At 64.0% G+C, this 18,651-nt stretch carries 19 protein-coding genes and 1 tRNA gene; 9 read left to right on the top strand and 11 right to left on the bottom strand.

The window, feature by feature from the left end; translation table 11 throughout:
- Window positions 1-32 precede the first annotated feature (32 nt).
- The 5 genes from rplA to secE all read right to left on the bottom strand — a co-directional run bounded on the left by rplA (window position 33) and on the right by secE (window position 3,570).
- Complete coding sequence (gene rplA / locus KUV26_RS14560) at window positions 33-731, bottom strand: 50S ribosomal protein L1 (RefSeq protein WP_222508865.1); 699 nt, start codon at window positions 729-731, stop codon at window positions 33-35.
- A gap of 1 nt (window position 732) precedes the next feature.
- Window positions 733-1,158: a 50S ribosomal protein L11 gene (rplK, locus tag KUV26_RS14555; RefSeq protein ID WP_019298608.1), complete on the bottom strand. Its 426-nt coding sequence runs from the start codon at window positions 1,156-1,158 to the stop codon at window positions 733-735.
- Between the two features lie 175 nt (window positions 1,159-1,333).
- Window positions 1,334-2,338, bottom strand: a complete 1,005-nt coding sequence (locus tag KUV26_RS14550; protein WP_222508864.1) for a hypothetical protein — start codon at window positions 2,336-2,338, stop codon at window positions 1,334-1,336.
- Window positions 2,339-2,614: 276 nt separating this feature from the next.
- A complete protein-coding gene (nusG, locus tag KUV26_RS14545) occupies window positions 2,615-3,148 on the bottom strand; it encodes a transcription termination/antitermination protein NusG (protein ID WP_222456137.1) in 534 nt (177 codons plus the stop codon).
- A 224-nt stretch (window positions 3,149-3,372) separates the two neighbouring features.
- The gene (gene secE / locus KUV26_RS14540; protein WP_019298606.1) at window positions 3,373-3,570 is read right to left on the bottom strand and encodes a preprotein translocase subunit SecE; all 198 of its coding nucleotides are present in this window, start codon (window positions 3,568-3,570) and stop codon (window positions 3,373-3,375) included.
- Between the two features lie 233 nt (window positions 3,571-3,803).
- Here secE and KUV26_RS14535 point away from each other — a divergent pair, with 233 nt between their 5' ends.
- Complete coding sequence (locus KUV26_RS14535) at window positions 3,804-5,933, top strand: tetratricopeptide repeat protein (protein WP_222508863.1); 2,130 nt, start codon at window positions 3,804-3,806, stop codon at window positions 5,931-5,933.
- A 60-nt stretch (window positions 5,934-5,993) separates the two neighbouring features.
- On the opposite strand, the gene KUV26_RS14530 is transcribed toward KUV26_RS14535, so the two are convergent.
- Window positions 5,994-6,069 (bottom strand) — tRNA-Trp (locus tag KUV26_RS14530).
- A gap of 177 nt (window positions 6,070-6,246) precedes the next feature.
- Here KUV26_RS14530 and KUV26_RS14525 point away from each other — a divergent pair.
- Window positions 6,247-6,957 carry a lysophospholipid acyltransferase family protein gene (locus KUV26_RS14525; RefSeq protein WP_222505104.1) on the top strand — a complete coding sequence of 237 codons (711 nt, stop codon included), beginning with the start codon at window positions 6,247-6,249 and terminating at the stop codon, window positions 6,955-6,957.
- Window positions 6,958-6,998: 41 nt separating this feature from the next.
- On the opposite strand, the gene KUV26_RS14520 is transcribed toward KUV26_RS14525, so the two are convergent.
- From KUV26_RS14520 to KUV26_RS14505, 4 genes are all read right to left on the bottom strand, one after another.
- Window positions 6,999-7,496, bottom strand: a complete 498-nt coding sequence (locus tag KUV26_RS14520; protein ID WP_222508862.1) for an NYN domain-containing protein — start codon at window positions 7,494-7,496, stop codon at window positions 6,999-7,001.
- 193 nt (window positions 7,497-7,689) lie between these two features.
- Window positions 7,690-8,865 carry an elongation factor Tu gene (gene tuf / locus KUV26_RS14515; protein WP_222505094.1) on the bottom strand — a complete coding sequence of 392 codons (1,176 nt, stop codon included), beginning with the start codon at window positions 8,863-8,865 and terminating at the stop codon, window positions 7,690-7,692.
- Window positions 8,866-8,990: 125 nt separating this feature from the next.
- On the bottom strand, window positions 8,991-9,590 hold the full coding sequence (locus tag KUV26_RS14510) for a hypothetical protein (RefSeq protein WP_222505106.1): 600 nt from the start codon (window positions 9,588-9,590) through the stop codon (window positions 8,991-8,993).
- 129 nt (window positions 9,591-9,719) lie between these two features.
- Complete coding sequence (locus KUV26_RS14505; RefSeq protein ID WP_222508861.1) at window positions 9,720-12,068, bottom strand: DNA topoisomerase IV subunit A; 2,349 nt, start codon at window positions 12,066-12,068, stop codon at window positions 9,720-9,722.
- A 232-nt stretch (window positions 12,069-12,300) separates the two neighbouring features.
- On the opposite strand from KUV26_RS14505, the gene KUV26_RS14500 reads away from it, so the two are divergent.
- The 6 genes from KUV26_RS14500 (at window position 12,301) to KUV26_RS14475 (ending at window position 16,699) form a co-directional block, all read left to right on the top strand.
- Entirely contained in the window at window positions 12,301-12,999 is a 699-nt protein-coding gene (locus tag KUV26_RS14500; protein ID WP_222508860.1) for an SH3 domain-containing protein, read from the top strand.
- 36 nt (window positions 13,000-13,035) lie between these two features.
- A complete protein-coding gene (locus KUV26_RS14495) occupies window positions 13,036-13,866 on the top strand; it encodes an SDR family NAD(P)-dependent oxidoreductase (RefSeq protein ID WP_222505109.1) in 831 nt (276 codons plus the stop codon).
- A gap of 67 nt (window positions 13,867-13,933) precedes the next feature.
- Complete coding sequence (locus tag KUV26_RS14490; RefSeq protein WP_222505110.1) at window positions 13,934-14,137, top strand: twin transmembrane helix small protein; 204 nt, start codon at window positions 13,934-13,936, stop codon at window positions 14,135-14,137.
- A gap of 6 nt (window positions 14,138-14,143) precedes the next feature.
- Window positions 14,144-14,716, top strand: coding sequence for a cob(I)yrinic acid a,c-diamide adenosyltransferase (locus KUV26_RS14485; protein WP_174148025.1), 573 nt, complete (start codon window positions 14,144-14,146; stop codon window positions 14,714-14,716).
- 295 nt (window positions 14,717-15,011) lie between these two features.
- A complete protein-coding gene (locus KUV26_RS14480) occupies window positions 15,012-15,770 on the top strand; it encodes an electron transfer flavoprotein subunit beta/FixA family protein (RefSeq protein WP_222508859.1) in 759 nt (252 codons plus the stop codon).
- Window positions 15,770-16,699: an electron transfer flavoprotein subunit alpha/FixB family protein gene (locus tag KUV26_RS14475; RefSeq protein ID WP_222508858.1), complete on the top strand. Its 930-nt coding sequence runs from the start codon at window positions 15,770-15,772 to the stop codon at window positions 16,697-16,699. Before KUV26_RS14480 ends, KUV26_RS14475 begins: the two co-directional genes overlap by 1 nt.
- Window positions 16,700-16,780: 81 nt before the next feature.
- Here the strand turns inward: KUV26_RS14475 and KUV26_RS14470 are convergent, their stop codons facing one another.
- The gene (locus KUV26_RS14470; protein WP_222504901.1) at window positions 16,781-17,602 is read right to left on the bottom strand and encodes a DUF6473 family protein; all 822 of its coding nucleotides are present in this window, start codon (window positions 17,600-17,602) and stop codon (window positions 16,781-16,783) included.
- 153 nt (window positions 17,603-17,755) lie between these two features.
- Here KUV26_RS14470 and KUV26_RS14465 point away from each other — a divergent pair, with 153 nt between their 5' ends.
- On the top strand, window positions 17,756-18,631 hold the full coding sequence (locus KUV26_RS14465; protein WP_222504900.1) for a 3-hydroxybutyryl-CoA dehydrogenase: 876 nt from the start codon (window positions 17,756-17,758) through the stop codon (window positions 18,629-18,631).
- Window positions 18,632-18,651 lie beyond the last annotated feature (20 nt).

Genomic DNA, 18,651 nt, shown 5'->3' with positions numbered 1-18,651 from the left:
GCCGGGCCTTCTGGCATCAGCTGCGCTTCCGATTACTCGGTGACAGCGTTGTCCACATCAACCGTGATGCCCGGACCCATGGTCGAGGACAGGTTGATCTTTTTCATGTAGGCGCCTTTTGCGCCGGCCGGCTTGGCTTTGGCCACGGCCGACACGAAGGCACGGACGTTTTCGACCAGCTTGGCTTCGTCGAAGGACGCTTTGCCGACGCCGGCATGCACAACGCCGCCTTTTTCCGCCTTGAACTGCACTTCGCCGCCCTTGGCTGCTTCCACGGCCGCTTTCACGTCCATGGTCACGGTGCCGACTTTCGGGTTCGGCATCAGGTTGCGCGGGCCCAGGATTTTGCCCAGACGGCCGACGACCGGCATCATGTCCGGGGTTGCGATGCAGCGGTCAAAGTCGATCTTGCCGCCCTGGATCGCTTCCATCAGGTCTTCGGCGCCGACGATGTCTGCGCCAGCCGCGGTGGCTTCGTCCGCTTTCGGGCCGCGGGCGAAGACGGCTACGCGCATGTCCTTGCCGGTACCGTTCGGCAGGCCGACCACGCCGCGGACCATCTGGTCAGCGTGGCGGGTGTCGACGCCCAGGTTCATGGCGATCTCGACGGTCTCGTCGAACTTGGCGTTGGCGTTGGCCTTGATCAGGGCAACAGCTTCTTCCACGGACAGGTTTTCCTTGCCAGCGAAAGCTTCGCGCGCGGCGCGGGTGCGTTTACCGAGCTTTGCCATCTTACTTCACCTCGATGCCCATGGAGCGGGCAGAGCCCAGGATGATCTGCATTGCCGCGTCGATGTCGTTGGCGTTCAGATCTTTCATCTTGGCTTCGGCGATCTCTTTCACCTGGGCCACGGTCACGGTGCCGACGGTTTCGCGCGACGGGTTGTTCGCGCCGGATTTCACCTTGGCCGCCTTCTTCAGGTAGTAAGACGCGGGTGGCGTCTTGATGTCCATGGTGAAGGACTTGTCCTGATAGTAGGTGATCACGGTCGGGCACGGCGCACCGGGTTCCATGTCTGCGGTCTTGGCGTTGAACGCCTTGCAGAATTCCATGATGTTGATGCCGCGCTGACCCAGGGCCGGGCCGACGGGCGGAGAGGGGTTTGCCTGACCTGCAGGAACCTGCAGCTTCATCGAACCAACAAGCTTCTTAGCCATTTGGTTTTCCTTTCAACGAGGACGGAACGCGTTCCGCCCGGAGAGTGTTGCGTGGTCGGATTTCAGGATCGCGATCCCTTGATCTCCCACGAGAGAATCTCGCCCGAAGACGATTGGGCGCGTTTACAGGGGAATGCGGGAGTTGGCAAGTGGTAGCTGAGCTACGCACGATCAGTCACCAATCCATGTTCGCTGCATCATCCCACATTCGCGTCAGACCCTCTAGAAAAGCCTTCATATCTTCTACGGTACGCATGGCACGTTGGTACTTGCCGTTAGTCACGTACGTCAGGATGCACGGAAGGTTGGTTTCAATGTATAGCTTCGCTGGCTCTCTCTTCCCGGACCAAAGCTGACTCAAAAAACGTTCGATCCTTTCAAAATCACGCCGCTGATCGTAATCACTTTCGGTTACAAATGCGAAGCTACCAGATTTTGGAGCGTCCAAAATCTTTAGTGGAACCGCGCCGACTTTGGAATGAAACTGGAAAGTGGAGCCATCCTTTCCAAACGAGCCATGAGCAACATAGTTTCTTATCTCGGTGCGTAAAGCGAGTATGTCGTCGCAAGCACGCTTGTCCGCGGGATCAGCATAGTTAAAAACCAATCGGCATTTGTCCCCAAAGTTCCCATTGAGGAGGTCTGTAATTTCCCGACCATTCTTCAGCTTCCCCAGCAGCACGGCCACATGAACCAAAGCCTGCTCACACCAAGCAAAAAATGCATCCACCGCTGCCTCGTGGAGCCAGTCAGCTTGCTGTTTGTATTCAAAGCTGGGAAAGCTAAATGTGGCCCATATACTCCCCTCATGATCACCACTGCCTTTTTCGTGATGAACCTCGCCCTTCGAAGCTTCAGCTTGATCGCGGAGATTTTCGGATCGCCCCCTAAGGAAGAGGTATTTCTCCCAGAGCGAATGACACTTTGAGACTAGATTGAGATTGTCTGTGCCTGCTGCCTGGTCAGCCCTCCACAAAAAGTACCGCTTAGCAGCTTTCATTCCTTTTTCGAGCTGTCGATAAAGGCCTTGCGGGTCCCCATTTTCTGGAACAATGATCCGCATTCCGAATTTTTCGTAGTTTACCCTGTAAATCTGCCCTTTGTACTCCACAGGTATGGAGTAAGCGAGCTTCTCGAAGGGACCTGAGTACTCAAATTCCAGCAGGTCCACCAACAGCATAAACACTCTATAGTAGTCACTGTGCGGCAACCCCCTATGCACGCGCCACTCTCGCGGGAGATGCGGGCCAGATCGAGGTACTCTCAGGGGAGCCATTGCACGCGTAACGCTCTCGCGGAGCTGTTCCAAAGAAAAATCTTTCAAAATTGTCACCCCCGGAATGAAACGTCAAAAATGCTGCCAGAGCATGAGTAGCACAGATAACTTTTTACGAACCCAAACAAAAAACGCCGCGTTGAACCCAACGCGGCGCCTCAAATTCCACTGTGGGATCAATCACCCCTGCTTGGTGACCTGGGTGAAGTCCAGCTCCACCGGGGTCTCGCGGCCGAAGATCGACACGGTGACCTTGAGCTTCTGGTTGTCGTCGTCGACTTCTTCGACCATGCCGTCGAAATCCTCGAACGGGCCGTCGTTCACTTTGACCTTCTCGCCCACCTCGAAGGTGATCAGGGTGCGCGGTGCCTCGACGCCTTCCTCGACGCGGCCCAGGATGCCCTGCACCTCGGCGTCGCGCATCGGCATCGGGCGCCCCTGCGGGCCGAGGAAGCCGGTGACCCGGTTGATCGAGGAGATCAGGTGATAGCCGCGGTCCGACATTTCCATGTGCACCAGCACGTAGCCGGGCATGAAGCGGCGTTCGGTCGAGACCTTCTTGCCGCGGCGGATCTCGATCACCTCTTCGGTGGGGACCAGAACCTCGTCGATCTCGTCCTCAAGGCCCTGTTCTGCGACCGAGGTGCGGATCTGCTCTGCGATTTTCTTTTCGAAGTTCGAAAGAACGCTGACCGAATACCACCGTTTCGCCATGAACCGTTGTCCTTGTTCTGCCGGGCGGGCCTTTGCCGCGCCGCTGCCTGATCATCCCGCTGCAGCCGAAACGCTGCGCTCTCCAACAAAAAGCGGCGTGCAAACCGAATCGCTGCACGCCCGCCTCAATAGTTCCGGATCACCTACCGCCCATTGCTGCCAAGATCAAGGGCCGCCAAGATAAAGGCCTGCGCGGCAGGGGACGCCTGAAAACCGCTGCGGGCTTACCCGAACATCCCCAGAAGCCCTTGCAGGCCAAAGCGGATCAGCAGATCGACCAGCGCAAAGAACAGCGCCGTCAGCGCCGCCATGATGAACACCATGACCGTGGTCAGCAGCACTTCGCGGCGGGTCGGCCAGACGACCTTGGATACTTCGGCGCGAACCTGCTGGATGAACTGAACGGGGTTGATAGTCGCCATACTGGGGGTGTCTCTCTGCTAGCAGTCAGGGCGATGTAACCGGTGGCGGGCCTGAATTCAAGCCCCGCACCGCCTGCCCGGCCCTCCTCCCCCTCCCGCGCCGTTGCGCGGGCAGCGGACGCTGGGTCAATCCAATTTTAATCCACTACTGGCAAAAATGACTCCAGCGGTTCCCTGCGGCCGATCGCGCCGCTTCGGGGGCCGGACTGCGTGAATTATCGAGATAGGATGCCATGACGCCCGCATATTCCTTGTCCCAGGCCGAACAGTTCGAACGCGATGCCCAGTTGGAGGATGCCGCCATGGCCTACGCCGGCATCCTGTCGCGCAATCCCAGGAACACCCGCGCCCAAAGCGCGCTGGAAGGCTTGCGAAAACGGCTCGACACCCAGACGGACCCGTCCCCCGTGCATCAGGCCGGGCTGGAGGCCGCGCTGGCGGAGGGCCGCCATTTCGAGGCCGCGGAAAGCTGCGGCGCGCTGCTCAAGACCTTCCGCGAATCGCATTTCCTGTGGGATTTCCTGGGCCGTTGCCATCTGTCCGCCGGCCATCTGGACAATGCCGCCACCTGCCTGAACAAGGCGGCGGGCCTCAACCCGCGCGCCGCAGGCACCTATGCCGCGATGGGCCGGGTGAAGACCGCCCGCGGCGAACTGGACAACGCCATGGCGCTGTTCGACAAGGCGCTGTCGCTCAGCGCGGGCTGCCTGCAGGCGGTGCACGGCAAGGCAGAGGTGCTGATCCAGCAGGGCCGCAGCCGGAAGGCCGCGGTCATGCTGCGCAAGGCGGTGGCCCAGGCACCGGATAACGCCGGGCTGCACTTCACGCTGGCGGGCCTGCTGAACCGGCAGGGCGCCGCGGCGGAGGCCAAGGAGCATTACAGCCGGGCCGTCAGGCTGAACCCCGCCCTGACAGAGGCGCAGTACCAGCTCGGCCTGCTGCTGAAGGCGGAAGGCGCCTTCGCCGCTGCCCTGCCCTGTTTCGACAAGGTGCTGAAAGCCAACCCCGCCGATGACCGCGCCCGCACCCAGCGGCTGCATGTGCTGGCGGAGCTGTGCGACTGGAAATGGCTGCCGGAATATTCAGACCACCGCCGCCAGCTGGGCCTGCGCGGCAGCGGCTGCGACCCCAGCGCGCTGATGCTGATGGAGGACAACCCCGATCTGCTGCGCGCCCGCGCACAGGCCAATGCCGGCGACCTGTTCGGTGCTGCGGAGCTGAACAGCACCCCGCCCGCCGGGCAGCGGCCGGACCGGCTGCGGATCGGCTACTTCTTTGCTGCCGGCGATGCCGCTTCGGTGCTGGAGCAGCACGGCGCCATGCTCGCTGCCCACGACCGGACCCGGTTCGACATCCGCGCCTATGCCATCGGGGCCGGCCTGCCGGACACCGCTGCACAGGCGTTTGCCGGACTGAATTGCGGGATCACGGTTCTGGACAGCGGCGGCGCCGGCCAGATGGCCGGCACCGTGAAGGCGGACCGGCTGGATGCCGCGGTGGACCTCTCCGGATATTCCGGCGGCGGCGCGCTGCAGCTGTTTGCCGCCCGCCTGGCGCCGCTGCACATCGCCTTCCCCGGCTACCCCGGCACCCTGGGCACCGCGGCCTACGACTACCTGATCAGCGACGCCGCCGCCTGCCCGCCCGGCAGCGAACGCTATCACAGCGAACACCTCCTGCGCCTGGCCGGCGGTTTCCAGGCCGCCGCTCCGGCCGCGCCGTCCGCCGCCCCGGACCGGGCAGCCTGCGGCCTGCCCGAAGCAAGCTTCGTCTTCTGCAGCTTTGCCAGCGGCAGCCGGATCACGCCGCTGGAATTCGATATCTGGATGCGGCTGCTGCAAGGCGCCCCGGACAGCGTGCTGTGGCTGCGGGACAACGGCGAGCACGCCGTATCCAACCTGCGCCGCGCCGCCGCCGCCCGCGGGACAGACCCGGACCGCCTGATCTTTGCCCCGGCTGCCAGCCGCGCGGACCACCGGGTCCGGCTGCCGCTGGCGGACCTGTTCCTGGACAGCTTCACCGTGAACGCCACCGCCGATGCACGCGACGCTTTGGCCGCGGGGGTTCCGGTGCTGACGCTGCCGGGCCGGCAATTCGCCGCCCGCACCTCGGCCAGCCTGCTGCACTCGGCCGGACTGCCGGAGCTGATTGCCGAAAACACCCGGGACTACGAAGCCAAGGCCGCAGCTCTGGCCCCGGACAGTAACGCCCGCACCGCGCTGCGCGGCAAGCTCCGCAGCCGGCAGCAGACCGCCGCGCTGTTCAGCCCGGAACGGCTGGCCCGCCAGGTGGAGCGCGCCTTTGACGCCGCCTGCGAGCGGCAGCTGCAGGGGCTGGCGCCGGGCCACATCGATCTGGAGTGAGGAGACACGCCAAACGGCCTGCCCGGAAGGGCAGCGCTGGACTGGCGGTGTTCGGGAAAATGGCAGGGGCAGCAGGGTTCGAACCCGCGACCTACGGTTTTGGAGACCGTCGCTCTACCAACTGAGCTATACCCCTGTGGTGCGGCATGTCCTACGGCAGCCGGGCTGCGGAGGCAAGAGGGAAAAGCGGATTTTCTTGCGCTGCCCGCGCGGTTTGCGGGCGGCGGGCTTTGCCCCGGCGCAGCCATGCAGTATGACGGGGCAAATACCGGGGCCGAGGCCCTGTCCCCCAGCAGGAATGAGCCCAAGCCCCGTGAGCCTGAGAAAGAAAATCGCCGACAGCCCAAGGGTCAACCGCGCCGTGGAGGGGCTGTTTGCCGCCTATGTGCGATTCGCCTTCCGCACCTCGCGCTGGACCCGCAGCGGATTCGAGGAGATGGACGCCTGCGTGCGCCGCGGCGAGCCGGTGATCTTCGTGCTGTGGCACCAGCGGCTGATCATGGCGCCCTATCTGTTCGACACCTCGCTGGGCCGCATCTGCGCCCTGACCTCCGCCGCCCGCGCCGGGCGTCTGGCGGGGCAGATCCTGGTGCGCCTGGGGTTCGAGACCATCCCGATGTCGAGCCATAAGCGCCACGTCGCCCTGTCGCGCGAGGTGCTGCGCCGCACCAAAGACGGCTGCTCCATCGGCATCGCCGCCGACGGCCCGCGCGGACCCGCGCGGGTGTCCTCGACGGTGCCGGTGGTCTGGGCCCGGATGACCGGCTGCCGGGTGTTCACCGTGGCCTTTGCCGAAAAGAAGGTGATCAAGCTGCCGACCTGGGACCGGCAGATGCTGCCGCTGCCGTTCTCGCGCGGTGTGCTGATGTGCCGGGAATGGACCGATGAGGTGCCGAAAAAGCCGAGCGACGAGCAGGTGGAAACGCTCCGGCTGAGCCTGGAAGCGTCGCTGGATGCCATTACGGACGCGGCAGATGCGGCAGCCGGGCGCGGCAGTGAGGTTGCGGAGAACCGGGCGGGCTGAATTGCACTTCGCCTTCGCGATCGGACTGCCGCCTTCCTCATTCAGGTTTTTGAAAGGCGCTCCAGGTTCAGCTGAAACCTGCCGCCTCTGTATCCGCCACTGACAACCCTGCCGGGCGCAGTTTCAGCCGGAAAGGCTTCGGCCCAGTCCCGGAACCTGTCGCGTGAGATCACGATGCCCCCGCTGTCCCGCGCAAACGCGAGGATCAAAGGATCCGCAGGCTGGCCCCGTGGGGCAACTAGGGTCTGGCTTACGGAGAGACCCAGGCGCTTCGCGAAGTTCCATCCATTGAGATACCGGTTCTCGACAAGGTAGCCTGCATTGGCGTCAAAGATCACATATGGCCTGTAGCCGGCAGCCTTCAGCAGTTGCACCGCTTCCCGAACCGGATCGAGCGAGAGAGAATTGTCCCTCCAATAGAGCAGGTTGGAACCGTCTATGACGGCGGGACGGCTACTTCTCCTCCGGTTTCGCAGCCGAAGCAGAATATACAGCAGGCCGGCGAATAAAAAGAAGAAGAAGAGGAAAGACTCAAGCATGAGGCGAATACTCGCGGAGCCGCTTTGTCTTTGCAAGGTGCGGCTCTGGCCAATGGCGGCGGCAGATGCCGGCCGGTTCAGCCGTTTACAGATTTGCGCGACCGCTACCTGCCGCCTTTCGGTCAGCTCCGCTCAGCACAAAAAAAGGGCCGCCCTTGGGGCGGCCCTTCCGTCGACCATTCAGGAGACCTGATTACTCGATGATTTTGGAAACGACGCCGGCGCCGACGGTGCGGCCGCCTTCGCGGATGGCGAAGCGCAGGCCGTCTTCCATCGCGATCGGCGCGATCAGCTCAACGCCGAACTTCAGGTTGTCGCCCGGCATCACCATCTCGGTGCCTTCCGGCAGGGTCACGGTGCCGGTCACGTCGGTGGTGCGGAAGTAGAACTGCGGACGGTAGTTCGCGAAGAACGGGGTGTGGCGGCCGCCTTCTTCCTTGGTCAGGATGTAGGCTTCGGCTTCGAACTTGGTGTGCGGGGTCACGGAACCCGGCTTGCACAGCACCTGGCCGCGCTCAACACCGTCACGGTCCACACCGCGCAGCAGGGCGCCGATGTTGTCGCCGGCTTCACCGCGGTCCAGCAGCTTGCGGAACATTTCCACACCGGTGCAGGTGGTGGTGGTGGTGTCGCGGATGCCGACGATCTCGATCGAGTCGCCGACGTTGATCACGCCGCGCTCGACACGGCCGGTCACAACGGTGCCGCGGCCGGAGATCGAGAACACGTCTTCGATCGGCATCAGGAACGGCTGGTCAACCGCACGCGCCGGGGTGTCGATGTACTCGTCGACAGCCGCCATCAGCTCTTTGATTTTCTCGGAACCGATGTTGTCGTCACGGCCTTCCATCGCCGCCAGCGCGGAGCCTGCGATGATCGGGATATCGTCGCCCGGGTATTCGTAGGAGGACAGCAGCTCGCGGATTTCCATTTCCACCAGCTCCAGCAGCTCTTCGTCGTCGACCTGGTCAACCTTGTTCATGAACACGACCATCTTCGGGATGCCAACCTGGCGGCCCAGCAGGATGTGCTCGCGGGTCTGCGGCATCGGGCCGTCAGCTGCGTTCACAACCAGGATCGCGCCGTCCATCTGGGCCGCGCCGGTGATCATGTTCTTCACGTAGTCGGCGTGGCCGGGGCAGTCGACGTGCGCGTAGTGGCGGTTCTCGGTCTCGTATTCCACGTGCGCGGTCGAGATGGTGATGCCGCGGGCTTTTTCTTCCGGTGCGCCGTCGATCTGGTCGTAGGCTTTGAAGTCACCGAAGTATTTGGTGATAGCCGCGGTCAGAGTGGTCTTGCCGTGGTCAACGTGGCCGATGGTGCCGATGTTGACGTGCGGTTTATTGCGTTCAAACTTTTCCTTAGCCATTGCTTAGGCGCCCTTTTGAAATGAGGGGTCTCTTGCTGACCCGGTTTCCTCTGCGCCGGCGGATTATTTGGTTTGCCGGCAAAAATCAACCCGTTCCTGCTTGACAGGGGCGGTTTTCACAAGGCTCAGCCGGCCGGTGCCGCTGCGTCCGCAGCAGCGTCCGTGCCGCCCGTGGCGTCCGCCTCCGCGCGCGGGGCAAACCAGCCTTCCGCCTCGTGCTGCTCGGCCATCCACTCCTCGACCTTGTCGGCGATATTGATGGCCAGGCCCTGGATCTGCTCTTCCTTGGTGCGGGCATGGCCGGAGCCCAGGAGGGCGCTTTCGCCGGTGGTGCTTTCGAAGATCTCCATCTGGTGCTTCTTGGCCAGAAATTTCTTCTGCGCCACGTCATAGACGAAGACGTTCACCACCACCGCGCTTTTCGGCGAGAACAGCACCGGCACGCCGGGGGGCGCCAGCATGAAGCCCTCGAGGGTCACCGCGACGTCGTATTCCTGGGCGCCCCGGTAGCGGCGCAGGCGGGTGTTGAGGGCGTTCTCGATCGGCGCGGTCCATTCGCTGTGGTCAGCATTGCGCGACAGCGGCCATTGCAGCGCCTTTTCGGTGTAGACATGGGTCACGCGGGCCTGGAAGGCGCCCAGATCCTCCGGCGCTTCGTCCAGGCGGGTTTCGCCGCAGGCGGCAAGCAGGGCCAGAGCAGCCAGCATGGAAAGGGTGCGGATCATGGAAGTCCCCCAAGAGAAATTCGGTCCTGACCTGATAGCCGGGGACGGCCCGCAGGGTAAAGGCCCCGCTACAGCCCCCCCCGCGCGGGTGGCGCGGGGGGCACAGACAGGCAGCAGCTTTCTGCGGCCTTACTTGAACTTGTAGTGGCGCGGGAAACCGTGCGGCGGGCGCTTGCCCACCCCGGCGCGCTTGCCCAGCCACTGGGTCAGGTCGGCCTCGTGGCGGGTCTTGCCGCCGCCCATTTCCCACTTCAGCCCGTCATCCCAGTTGAAGGTGGTGATATCGCTGAGGCCGCCGTCCAGTTCCAGCGAGCCCTGCTTGCCGCGGGCCATGTTGTATTTCTGCAGGCGCACGCCCTTGCCGCGGGTCAGTTCGGGCATCTCCTCGACCGCGAAGACCAGGAACTTGCCGTTCTCGGAGACCACGGCGACGTGGTCGCCCTCCACCGGGATGCAGATCTTGGCGCGCTCGTCGTCCTTGACGTTCAAGACCTGCTTGCCGCTGCGGGTCTGGGCGACGATTTCCTTCTCGGCGCAGATGAAGCCGTTGCCCGCATCCGAGGCGACCAGCAGGCGGCCGTCGGGGTTGTGGATCAGCAGGTCGACGATTTCGGCCTCGTTCGGCAGGTCGACCATCAGGCGCAGCGGTTCGCCCATGCCGCGGCCGCCCGGCAGGTTGGCCGCCGACAGCGTGTAGAAGCGGCCGTTGGAGCCGAACACCAGCAGCCGGTCGGTGGTTTCCGCGTGGAAGATGAAGCGCGGGCCGTCGCCGTCCTTGAACTTCAGCTCGCGGTTCAGGTCGATGTGGCCGGTCATGGCCCGGATCCAGCCCATCTGCGAGCAGACCACGGTGATCGGCTCGCGGTCGATCATCGCCTCCAGCGGCACCTCTTCGACTTCGCCCGCCTCGGCAAAGAGGGTGCGGCGGGCGCCGCCGGCGTAATCCTTGCCGAACTGTTTCTTGGTTTCTTTCAGCTGTTCGGAGATGCGGGACCACTGCAAGTCCTCGGAGGCCAGCAGCTCGACCAGCCCGGCACGCTCCTCGCGCAGGGCATCGCGCTCGCGGGTCAGTTCGATTTCCTCAAGCTTGCGCAAGCTGCGCAGGCGCATGTTAAGGATCGCCTCGGCCTGCACCTCGGTCAACTCACCGGTGCCGGGGGCCGGGGTGACATACTCGGCCTCGGTGAAGGCGCGGGGATGGTCCTTGCTCCAGTCCTCGCGGATCAGGGCGGCCTTCGGGTCCTCGTCATAGCGGATGATGTCGATCACCCGGTCGAGGTTCAGGAAGGCGATGATGAAGCCCTCCAGCACCTCCAGCCGGTGGTCGATCTTTTCCATCCGGTGGCGGGAGCGGCGCTGCAGCACGTCGCGGCGGTGGTCGAGGAAGGCGCGCAGCACCTCCTTCATCGAGCAGACCTTGGGGGTCACGCCGTCGATCAGCACGTTCATGTTGAGGCTGAAGCGGATTTCCAGGTCCGAGTTGCGGAACATCATGTTCATCAGAACCTCGGGGTCCACGTTCTTGGACTTGGGTTCCAGGATGATGCGGATGTCGTCCGCCGATTCGTCGCGCACATCGGCGAGGATCGGCACCTTCTTGGTCTGGATCAGCTCTGCGATCTTCTCGATGAGCTTGGACTTCTGGACCTGATAGGGGATCTCGGTGACGACGATCTGCCACTGGCCGCGTCCCAGGTCCTCGACCTCGTGCTTGCAGCGCAGGCGGAAGGAGCCGCGCCCGGTGCTGTAGGCCTTGGCGATGTTTTCCTTGGGCTCGACGATGATGCCGCCGGTGGGGAAGTCCGGGCCGGGCACGTAGTTCAGCAGGGTGTCGTCGCGCGCATCCGGCGTGCGGATCAGATGCAGGCAGGCGTCGATCAGCTCGGCAATGTTGTGCGGCGGGATGTTGGTGGCCATGCCCACCGCGATGCCGGCGGCGCCGTTGGCCAGGATGTTCGGGAAGGTCGCGGGCAGCACGGCCGGTTCGGTCAGGCGGCCGTCGTAGTTGTCGCGGAAATCGACCGAATCTTCGTTGAGGCCTTCCAGCATCGCCTCGGCCACGAAGGTCATCCGCGCCTCGGTGTAGCGCGAGGCCGCCGGGTTGTCGCCGTCGATGTTGCCGAAGTTGCCCTGGCCGTCGACCAGCGGGTAGCGGACGTTGAAGTCCTGCGCCAGGCGCGCCATCGCGTCATAGATCGCGGCGTCGCCGTGGGGGTGGAAGTCGCCCATGGTGTCGCCGGAAATCTTGGCTGACTTCAGGAAGCCGCCGGTGGAGCTGAGGCGCAGCCGGTTCATCGCATAGAGGATGCGCCGGTGCACGGGCTTCAGGCCATCGCGGGCATCGGGCAGCGCCCGGTGCATGATGGTGCTGAGCGCATAGGTCAGATAGCGCTCGCCGATGGCGCGGCGCAGCGGTTCCAGGATTTCACCCTGTTCGGGGGCAGACGGCATGTCGGGATCTTCTACCAGGTCGGTCATGAAATCGTGATACTGCCGCCGCCGGAATTGGTAAAGCGGGGCGCGCGCGAATTTCGCGCAGTGCAGCGCCGCGCCAACGGGTTTCGGGGAGAAGTCGGCGGACTCTCCCCTGTTTCCCCGCTGTTAACTTGCCCTAGTTTAAATGGAACCAGGCAGCCGCGCCGCGCGTTTATTTCCAAACCAATGCAATTCAGTGCAGCTGCCCGTGTGGTGGTACTAGGGGGGACCGGTTATGTCGCGTTTTATTTTTGTCTCTTTCGCTTTTCTGGGCTGGGGCTTTTACGAGCTGAGCGGCGGGGCTGATTTCGAGCCGCGCAAAGAGCGCCCGGACACTCTGGAAATTGCCAAGGCTGCGTTTGCCGCGCCGGATGAAGCCCGGCAAGGCAGCCGCAGCAGCCGCGCCAGCGAAGATGCCAAATCCCTGATCCGCAACGTGACTTTCCGCCCTGCTGACAGCACACAACAGGCGGAACGGCCGGTGCGCCCCGCCGCAGACCCGCAGCTCCGCTCGCGGGTGGCGCTGCGCCAGATCACACAAGCGCGGCTGGCCATCGGCGACAGCGGCAATGTGTTCCCGGCGGTGGCAGACCAGAGTGCGCAGCTGCAGCTGGCATCGCTGGAGGGCGGCATTTCCGGCATCCAGACCGCCTCTGCCGGGCTTGAGACGCAGAGCGACGCGGCCGAACCGGCCGGCGAAGCGCTCGCCGAGCCGCAGCCTGAACCGGAGAAAGACGTCCGCCGAATCAGGGCGTCGCGCGTGAATATGCGCCAGGGGCCGGGCACCAATTACCCGGTGATTGCCCGCCTTCTCGGCGGTGACGAGGTGATCGTGTTCGAGGACAGCGGCACCGGCTGGCTGCATCTGCGCGCGCCAGGCAAGGGCAAGGTCGGCTGGATTGCCGCTTCCCTGGTGAGCAAGAAACGCCCATAACGGGTCCCGGGAATTCCCGGGCTAGAGGGCACGACTTTGAAAAAATCCATTCTGATCACAGGCTGCTCCTCCGGAATCGGCCTGGATGCGGCCCGCGGCATGCGCGCGCGCGGCTGGCGGGTGTTCGCCTCCTGCCGGCAGCAGCGCGACTGCGACCGGATGCGGGCCGAAGGGTTTGAAAGCCCGCGCATCGACTACACCGACCCGGAGAGCATCACCGCAGGCCTGGCGGAAGTGCTGGAGGCCACCGGCGGCACCCTGGATGCGCTGTTCAACAATGGCGCCCACGGGCTGCCCGGCGCAGTGGAGGACCTGCCGACTGAAGGCCTGCGCGCGATCTTCGAGGCCAATTTCTTTGGCTGGCACGAGCTGACGCGGCAGGTGATTCCGGTGATGCGCAGTCAGGGGCACGGGCGCATCGTGCAGAATTCCTCGATCCTGGGGTTCGTGACCTTCCCCTGGCGCGGCGCCTATGTGGCGACGAAATACGCGCTGGAGGGGCTGACCGACACGCTGCGGGTGGAGCTGCGCGGCACCGGCATCCACATGGTGCTTATCGAGCCGGGACCGGTGACCTCCAAGATCCGCGAAAAATCGATCCCGCATTTCGAGCGCTTCATCGACTGGAAAGCCTCGCCGCTGCGCGAGCTTTATGAATCCCGGCTGCTGAAGCGGCTGTATGAGGCGAACGGGCCGGACCGGTTCGAGCTGCCGGCCTCAGCCGTTACCGCCAAGCTGGCCCATGCCTGCGAATCGCGCCGCCCGCATCCGCGTTATTACGTGACCACCCCGACCCATATCGCGGGCTTCCTGCGCCGCATCCTGCCGACCCGGGCAATTGACCGCATCCTTGTGAAGCTTGGATAGGGTCGCCATCGGCGGCTGCGCAGGGTAGAGGAATGCCAACAGAGAACGGATGGTCTTGGGGGACAGGATGAGCGAACCGCTGTATTATTTGGGCTTGGCCGCCATGGCCGCCGTGGTTGTAGCGCTGGTTATCGGCATCGGCGGTTTCGGCAAGGGCGGCGCGTTCAACCGCCGCAATGCCAACAGGATGATGCGTCTGCGCATTCTGTTTCAATTCATTGCTGTGGTTCTGCTGCTGGCCTACATCTACCTGCAAAGCCAGGGAGGATAAGCGGCAATGGTCGTTCTCAACAAGATTTACACCCGCACCGGCGACAAGGGCGAAACCGCGCTCGGCAACGGCGAGCGGGTGGCCAAGCATTCGGCGCGGGTCAATGCCTACGGCACCTCGGATGAGCTGAACTCCTTTGTCGGCGTCGCCCGGCTGGAAGCGGACGGCGAGATGGACGCGGCGCTGGCGCGCATTCAGAACGACCTGTTCGATCTGGGCGCCGACCTGTGCCGGCCGGAGATGGAAAAGGACGCCGAGGCCGAATACCCGCCGCTGCGGGTGGCCGTGGCGCAGGTCGAGCGGCTGGAAGCCGAGATCGACGTGATGAACAAGGATCTGGAGGCGCTGCGCAGCTTCATTCTGCCGGGCGGTTCGAAACTGGCGGCGCATCTGCATGTCTGCCGCACCGTGGCGCGCCGCGCCGAACGGCTTGCCACCGACCTCAGCACAACGGAAGATGTGAACCCGGCGGCAGTGAAATACCTGAACCGCCTGAGCGACTGGTTCTTTGTTGCCGCCCGCACCGCCAACAACGGCGGCAAGGACGACGTTCTGTGGGTGCCCGGCGCCAACCGCTGAGCGCCCCGCGCGCCCCTTTTTCCTGACCGATTCGCCCTTTGGCGCCGGATTCTGGCGAATCCGGTGCCAATCGCGTCATGCGGGCCGCCTGGGCGCTGCCGTTGCGGAAGGCGGATTTCCCACTGGAAACATTCTTGCGGAAATGATGTTCCAAATGCGCAAACGCGACGTCGCCGTGCGCTAACGTGACGATTTTGCCCTGTTGCGAGCCCGCACCAGCCGGTATCAACGCTGCGAGAGCATAGAGGGGGAGTCGCCCTGGGCGGCTTGCCGTTTGTTAAGGAGAGAACGCAAAATGAAGGTACTCGTGCCTGTCAAACGCGTGATTGACTACAACGTGAAGGTCCGCGTCAAAGCGGACGGCAGCGGTGTCGATCTCGCCAACGTGAAAATGTCGATGAACCCCTTCGACGAAATCGCCGTCGAAGAAGCCATCCGCCTGAAGGAAGCCGGCAAGGCTGATGAGGTGGTTGCGGTGTCGATCGGCGTGAAGCAGGCCCAGGAAACCCTGCGCACCGCGCTGGCCATGGGTGCGGACCGCGCCATCCTGGTGGTTGCTGCCGACGACGTGCACACCGACATCGAGCCGCTGGCCGTTGCGAAAATCCTGGCCAAAGTGGTCGAGGAAGAGCAGCCCGGCGTCGTGCTCTGCGGCAAGCAGGCGATCGACAACGACATGAACGCAACCGGCCAGATGCTGTCGGCACTGCTGGGCTGGTCCCAGGGCACCTTCGCCTCCGAACTGGACATCGAAGGCGACAGTGCCAAGGTGACCCGTGAGGTTGACGGCGGCCTGCAGACCATTTCCGTGAAGATGCCCGCCATCATCACCGTGGACCTGCGCCTGAACGAGCCGCGCTATGCGTCGCTGCCGAACATCATGAAGGCGAAGAAGAAGCCGCTGGACGAGAAAACCGCCGCCGACTACGGCGTCGACGTCACGCCGCGTCTGGAAATCGTCAAGACCGAAGAGCCGCCGGCGCGCGCCGCAGGCATCGTGGTCGGTTCGGTTGACGAGCTGGTTGAGAAACTCAAAGAAGCGGGGGCTGTGTAATGGCTGTTCTTCTCCTTGCTGAAGTGACCGACGGCGCGCTGGCGCTGGACGCGACCGCAAAAGCTGTTGCCGCTGCCTCCAAGCTGGGCGACGTGACCGTTCTGGCCGCCGGCGCCTCCGCTGCGGCGGCCGGCGAAGAAGCCGCCAAGATCGCAGGCGTGTCCAAGGTGCTGGTCGCCGAAGACGCTTCGCTGGGCCACCGCCTGGCGGAGCCGACCGCGGCGCTGATCGCAGGCCTGGCATCCGACTTCGAGCACATCGTTGCTCCGGCCACCACCGACGCCAAGAACGTTCTGCCGCGCGTTGCCGCGCTGCTGGACGTGATGGTGATCTCGGACGTCTCCGGCGTTGTCGACGGCAACACCTTCGAGCGCCCGATCTATGCCGGCAACGCGATCCAGACCGTGAAGTCGAACGACGCCAAGAAAGTCGTCTCCTTCCGCACCGCGTCCTTCGACGCGGCCGGCGAAGGCGGTTCCGCATCCGTGGAAACCATCTCTGCCGCTGACAACCCGGGCCTGTCCGAGTGGGTCGAGGACAAGGTTGCCGCAAGCGACCGTCCCGAGCTGACCTCGGCCGGCATCGTTGTCTCCGGCGGCCGCGGCGTCGGCTCCGAGGAAGACTTCAAACTGATCGAGAACCTGGCCGACAAGCTGGGCGCCGCTGTTGGCGCTTCCCGCGCCGCCGTCGACTCGGGCTATGCCCCGAACGACTGGCAGGTGGGCCAGACCGGCAAGGTTGTTGCCCCGGACCTGTATATCGCTGTCGGCATCTCCGGCGCGATCCAGCACCTGGCCGGCATGAAGGACTCCAAGGTCATCGTGGCGATCAACAAAGACGAAGAAGCACCGATCTTCCAGGTTGCCGACTTCGGCCTGGTTGCCGACCTGTTCGAAGCCGTCCCGGCCCTGACCGAGAAGCTGGGCTGAGCCCGGCCGGACAGCCGACCAAAAAGAAGGCCCGCCAACTGGCGGGCCTTTTTCGTTCCGGCGGCATGGGCGGCGCCGGCCCTAGGGGCGCAGCAGCGGCTCCAGATCGCAGGCGAGGGCTTCCGCGATCTTCAGGTGTTCCTTGGGGCCGATCATATGGCGGGCGGCCGGCAGTTCCATCGGGCCGAAGATCATGCCGGAAATATCCTGCGCTGCGGCCGCCGAGGCAGCCCTGATCTCGAGGATGCCCTGCACCCCGGGGCGAAGCGCATCCGCCATGGCGCGGTCGACCAGCACCGGCTCTTCGGGGAAGCCGGCGCCGGCGTCCAGCGCGTAGCGCAGCCACAGGAGCAGCACACGGCCGTCGAGCGCGCCGATCAGCCTGTTCATCCGTTCCACCCAGCTGCGCTGCAACTGGTCGCGCACCTGCCCGAACCGCTGGTCCGAAATATCCCGCAAGGTGCACAGCAGGTGCTTGTTGAAGTGGAATTCGGTGAAGTCGACCTCGGGGTACAGAGTCTTGAGCGCGGGCTGGGCCTGCAGGAAGCGGTCGTTGCGGCGCGGATGCACCCGGTAGTAGGGATTTGAGATATTCTGCGCCCCGAGCATCTGCACCACGGTCACGCGGGCGTTGCGGGCCACCTCGATCAGGCTGTCATCCTGCACGAAACTGTCCAGCCCGGCATTCACGCTGCCGAGGTTGACGCAATCCACGCCCAGCCGCGCCTGCAGCGAGTCGACAAACGGAAATTCAACGAATCGGCCGTAGACTTCGGTTCCGCCCAGAAAGGCAACATAAGGGTCGTCCAGGGACCTCTGCGGCCCCCGCACCAGCAGTCTGGATTGCCCATACCTGCATGGTTCCCCCGCAAGCGCCCCCGCGCTTTTGAGTTCATAGCTCATAATACCACCAATTTTTCACCCGAGACTCACCTTGGCGGGCAACCATTTCAATTTCCCTAAAGTGCGAATTTGCCTCAAATCCGCCGCAGCTGCCCTTGTGCCTGCCCGTGCCCGGCCAGTAAGGTTGCCGCAGCTATTTCAGGAGCCCGAGGCATGGAAATTCAGAAGGTTGGTGTGATCGGCGCGGGTCAGATGGGCAATGGCATTGCCCATGTCATGGCGCTGGCCGGATACGAGGTCGTGCTGAACGACGTCAGCCAGCAGGCGCTGGATGGCGCGCTGAGCCAGATCCACAAGAACATGGAGCGCCAAGCCAGCAAGGGGAAGATCTCCGAAGCGGACGTGAAGGCGGCCCTGGCCCGCATCAAGCCCTCGCTGACGCTGGCGGACGTCGGGGCGACCGATCTGGTGATCGAGGCCGCCACCGAGCGCGAAACCGTGAAACAGGCGATTTTCGAGGATCTGCAGCCGCATCTGCAGCCGCACACGATCCTGACCTCCAACACCTCCTCGATCTCGATCACCCGGCTGGCCAGCCGCACCGACCGACCCGAGCGGTTCATGGGCTTCCACTTCATGAATCCGGTGCCGGTAATGCAGCTGGTGGAGCTGATCCGCGGCATCGCCACCGACGAGCCCACCTTCAGCGCCTGCCAGGAAGTGGTGGCGCGGCTGGGCAAGACCTCGGCCAGCGCCGAGGATTTCCCGGCCTTCATCGTCAACCGCATCCTGATGCCGATGATCAATGAGGCGGTCTATACCCTGTACGAGGGCGTCGGGTCGGTGAAATCGATCGACGAGTCGATGAAGCTGGGCGCCAACCATCCGATGGGTCCGCTGGAGCTGGCGGATTTCATCGGGCTGGACACCTGCCTGGCGATCATGAACGTGCTGCACGACGGGCTGGCCGACACCAAGTACCGCCCCTGCCCGCTGCTGACCAAATACGTCGAGGCCGGCTGGCTGGGCCGCAAGACCCAGCGCGGATTCTATGACTACCGCGGCGAGGTACCGGTGCCGACCCGGTAGACAACCGGGACAGAACAAGA

The organism is Leisingera daeponensis, from assembly GCF_019801465.1.
Lineage (GTDB): Bacteria > Pseudomonadota > Alphaproteobacteria > Rhodobacterales > Rhodobacteraceae > Leisingera > Leisingera daeponensis_A.
The sequence above is the reverse complement of the archived record's forward strand: the minus strand, read 5'-3'. Positions and strand labels throughout refer to the sequence as shown.

What these genes read in the sequence shown, in the direction of transcription:
- KUV26_RS14490 (WP_222505110.1), top strand. Translation starts at nt 13,934, where the DNA reads ATGAGCGAACCGCTGTATTATTTGGGCTTGGCCGCCATGGCCGCCGTG.
- KUV26_RS14465 (WP_222504900.1), top strand. Translation starts at nt 17,756, where the DNA reads ATGGAAATTCAGAAGGTTGGTGTGATCGGCGCGGGTCAGATGGGCAAT.
- KUV26_RS14470 (WP_222504901.1), bottom strand. Translation starts at nt 17,602, where the DNA reads ATGAGCTATGAACTCAAAAGCGCGGGGGCGCTTGCGGGGGAACCATGC.
- KUV26_RS14480 (WP_222508859.1), top strand. Translation starts at nt 15,012, where the DNA reads ATGAAGGTACTCGTGCCTGTCAAACGCGTGATTGACTACAACGTGAAG.
- tuf (WP_222505094.1), bottom strand. Translation starts at nt 8,865, where the DNA reads ATGGCTAAGGAAAAGTTTGAACGCAATAAACCGCACGTCAACATCGGC.
- KUV26_RS14520 (WP_222508862.1), bottom strand. Translation starts at nt 7,496, where the DNA reads ATGCTTGAGTCTTTCCTCTTCTTCTTCTTTTTATTCGCCGGCCTGCTG.
- KUV26_RS14535 (WP_222508863.1), top strand. Translation starts at nt 3,804, where the DNA reads ATGACGCCCGCATATTCCTTGTCCCAGGCCGAACAGTTCGAACGCGAT.
- KUV26_RS14475 (WP_222508858.1), top strand. Translation starts at nt 15,770, where the DNA reads ATGGCTGTTCTTCTCCTTGCTGAAGTGACCGACGGCGCGCTGGCGCTG.
- secE (WP_019298606.1), bottom strand. Translation starts at nt 3,570, where the DNA reads ATGGCGACTATCAACCCCGTTCAGTTCATCCAGCAGGTTCGCGCCGAA.
- rplK (WP_019298608.1), bottom strand. Translation starts at nt 1,158, where the DNA reads ATGGCTAAGAAGCTTGTTGGTTCGATGAAGCTGCAGGTTCCTGCAGGT.
- KUV26_RS14485 (WP_174148025.1), top strand. Translation starts at nt 14,144, where the DNA reads ATGGTCGTTCTCAACAAGATTTACACCCGCACCGGCGACAAGGGCGAA.
- KUV26_RS14500 (WP_222508860.1), top strand. Translation starts at nt 12,301, where the DNA reads ATGTCGCGTTTTATTTTTGTCTCTTTCGCTTTTCTGGGCTGGGGCTTT.
- nusG (WP_222456137.1), bottom strand. Translation starts at nt 3,148, where the DNA reads ATGGCGAAACGGTGGTATTCGGTCAGCGTTCTTTCGAACTTCGAAAAG.
- KUV26_RS14505 (WP_222508861.1), bottom strand. Translation starts at nt 12,068, where the DNA reads ATGACCGACCTGGTAGAAGATCCCGACATGCCGTCTGCCCCCGAACAG.
- KUV26_RS14510 (WP_222505106.1), bottom strand. Translation starts at nt 9,590, where the DNA reads ATGATCCGCACCCTTTCCATGCTGGCTGCTCTGGCCCTGCTTGCCGCC.
- KUV26_RS14550 (WP_222508864.1), bottom strand. Translation starts at nt 2,338, where the DNA reads ATGCTGTTGGTGGACCTGCTGGAATTTGAGTACTCAGGTCCCTTCGAG.
- rplA (WP_222508865.1), bottom strand. Translation starts at nt 731, where the DNA reads ATGGCAAAGCTCGGTAAACGCACCCGCGCCGCGCGCGAAGCTTTCGCT.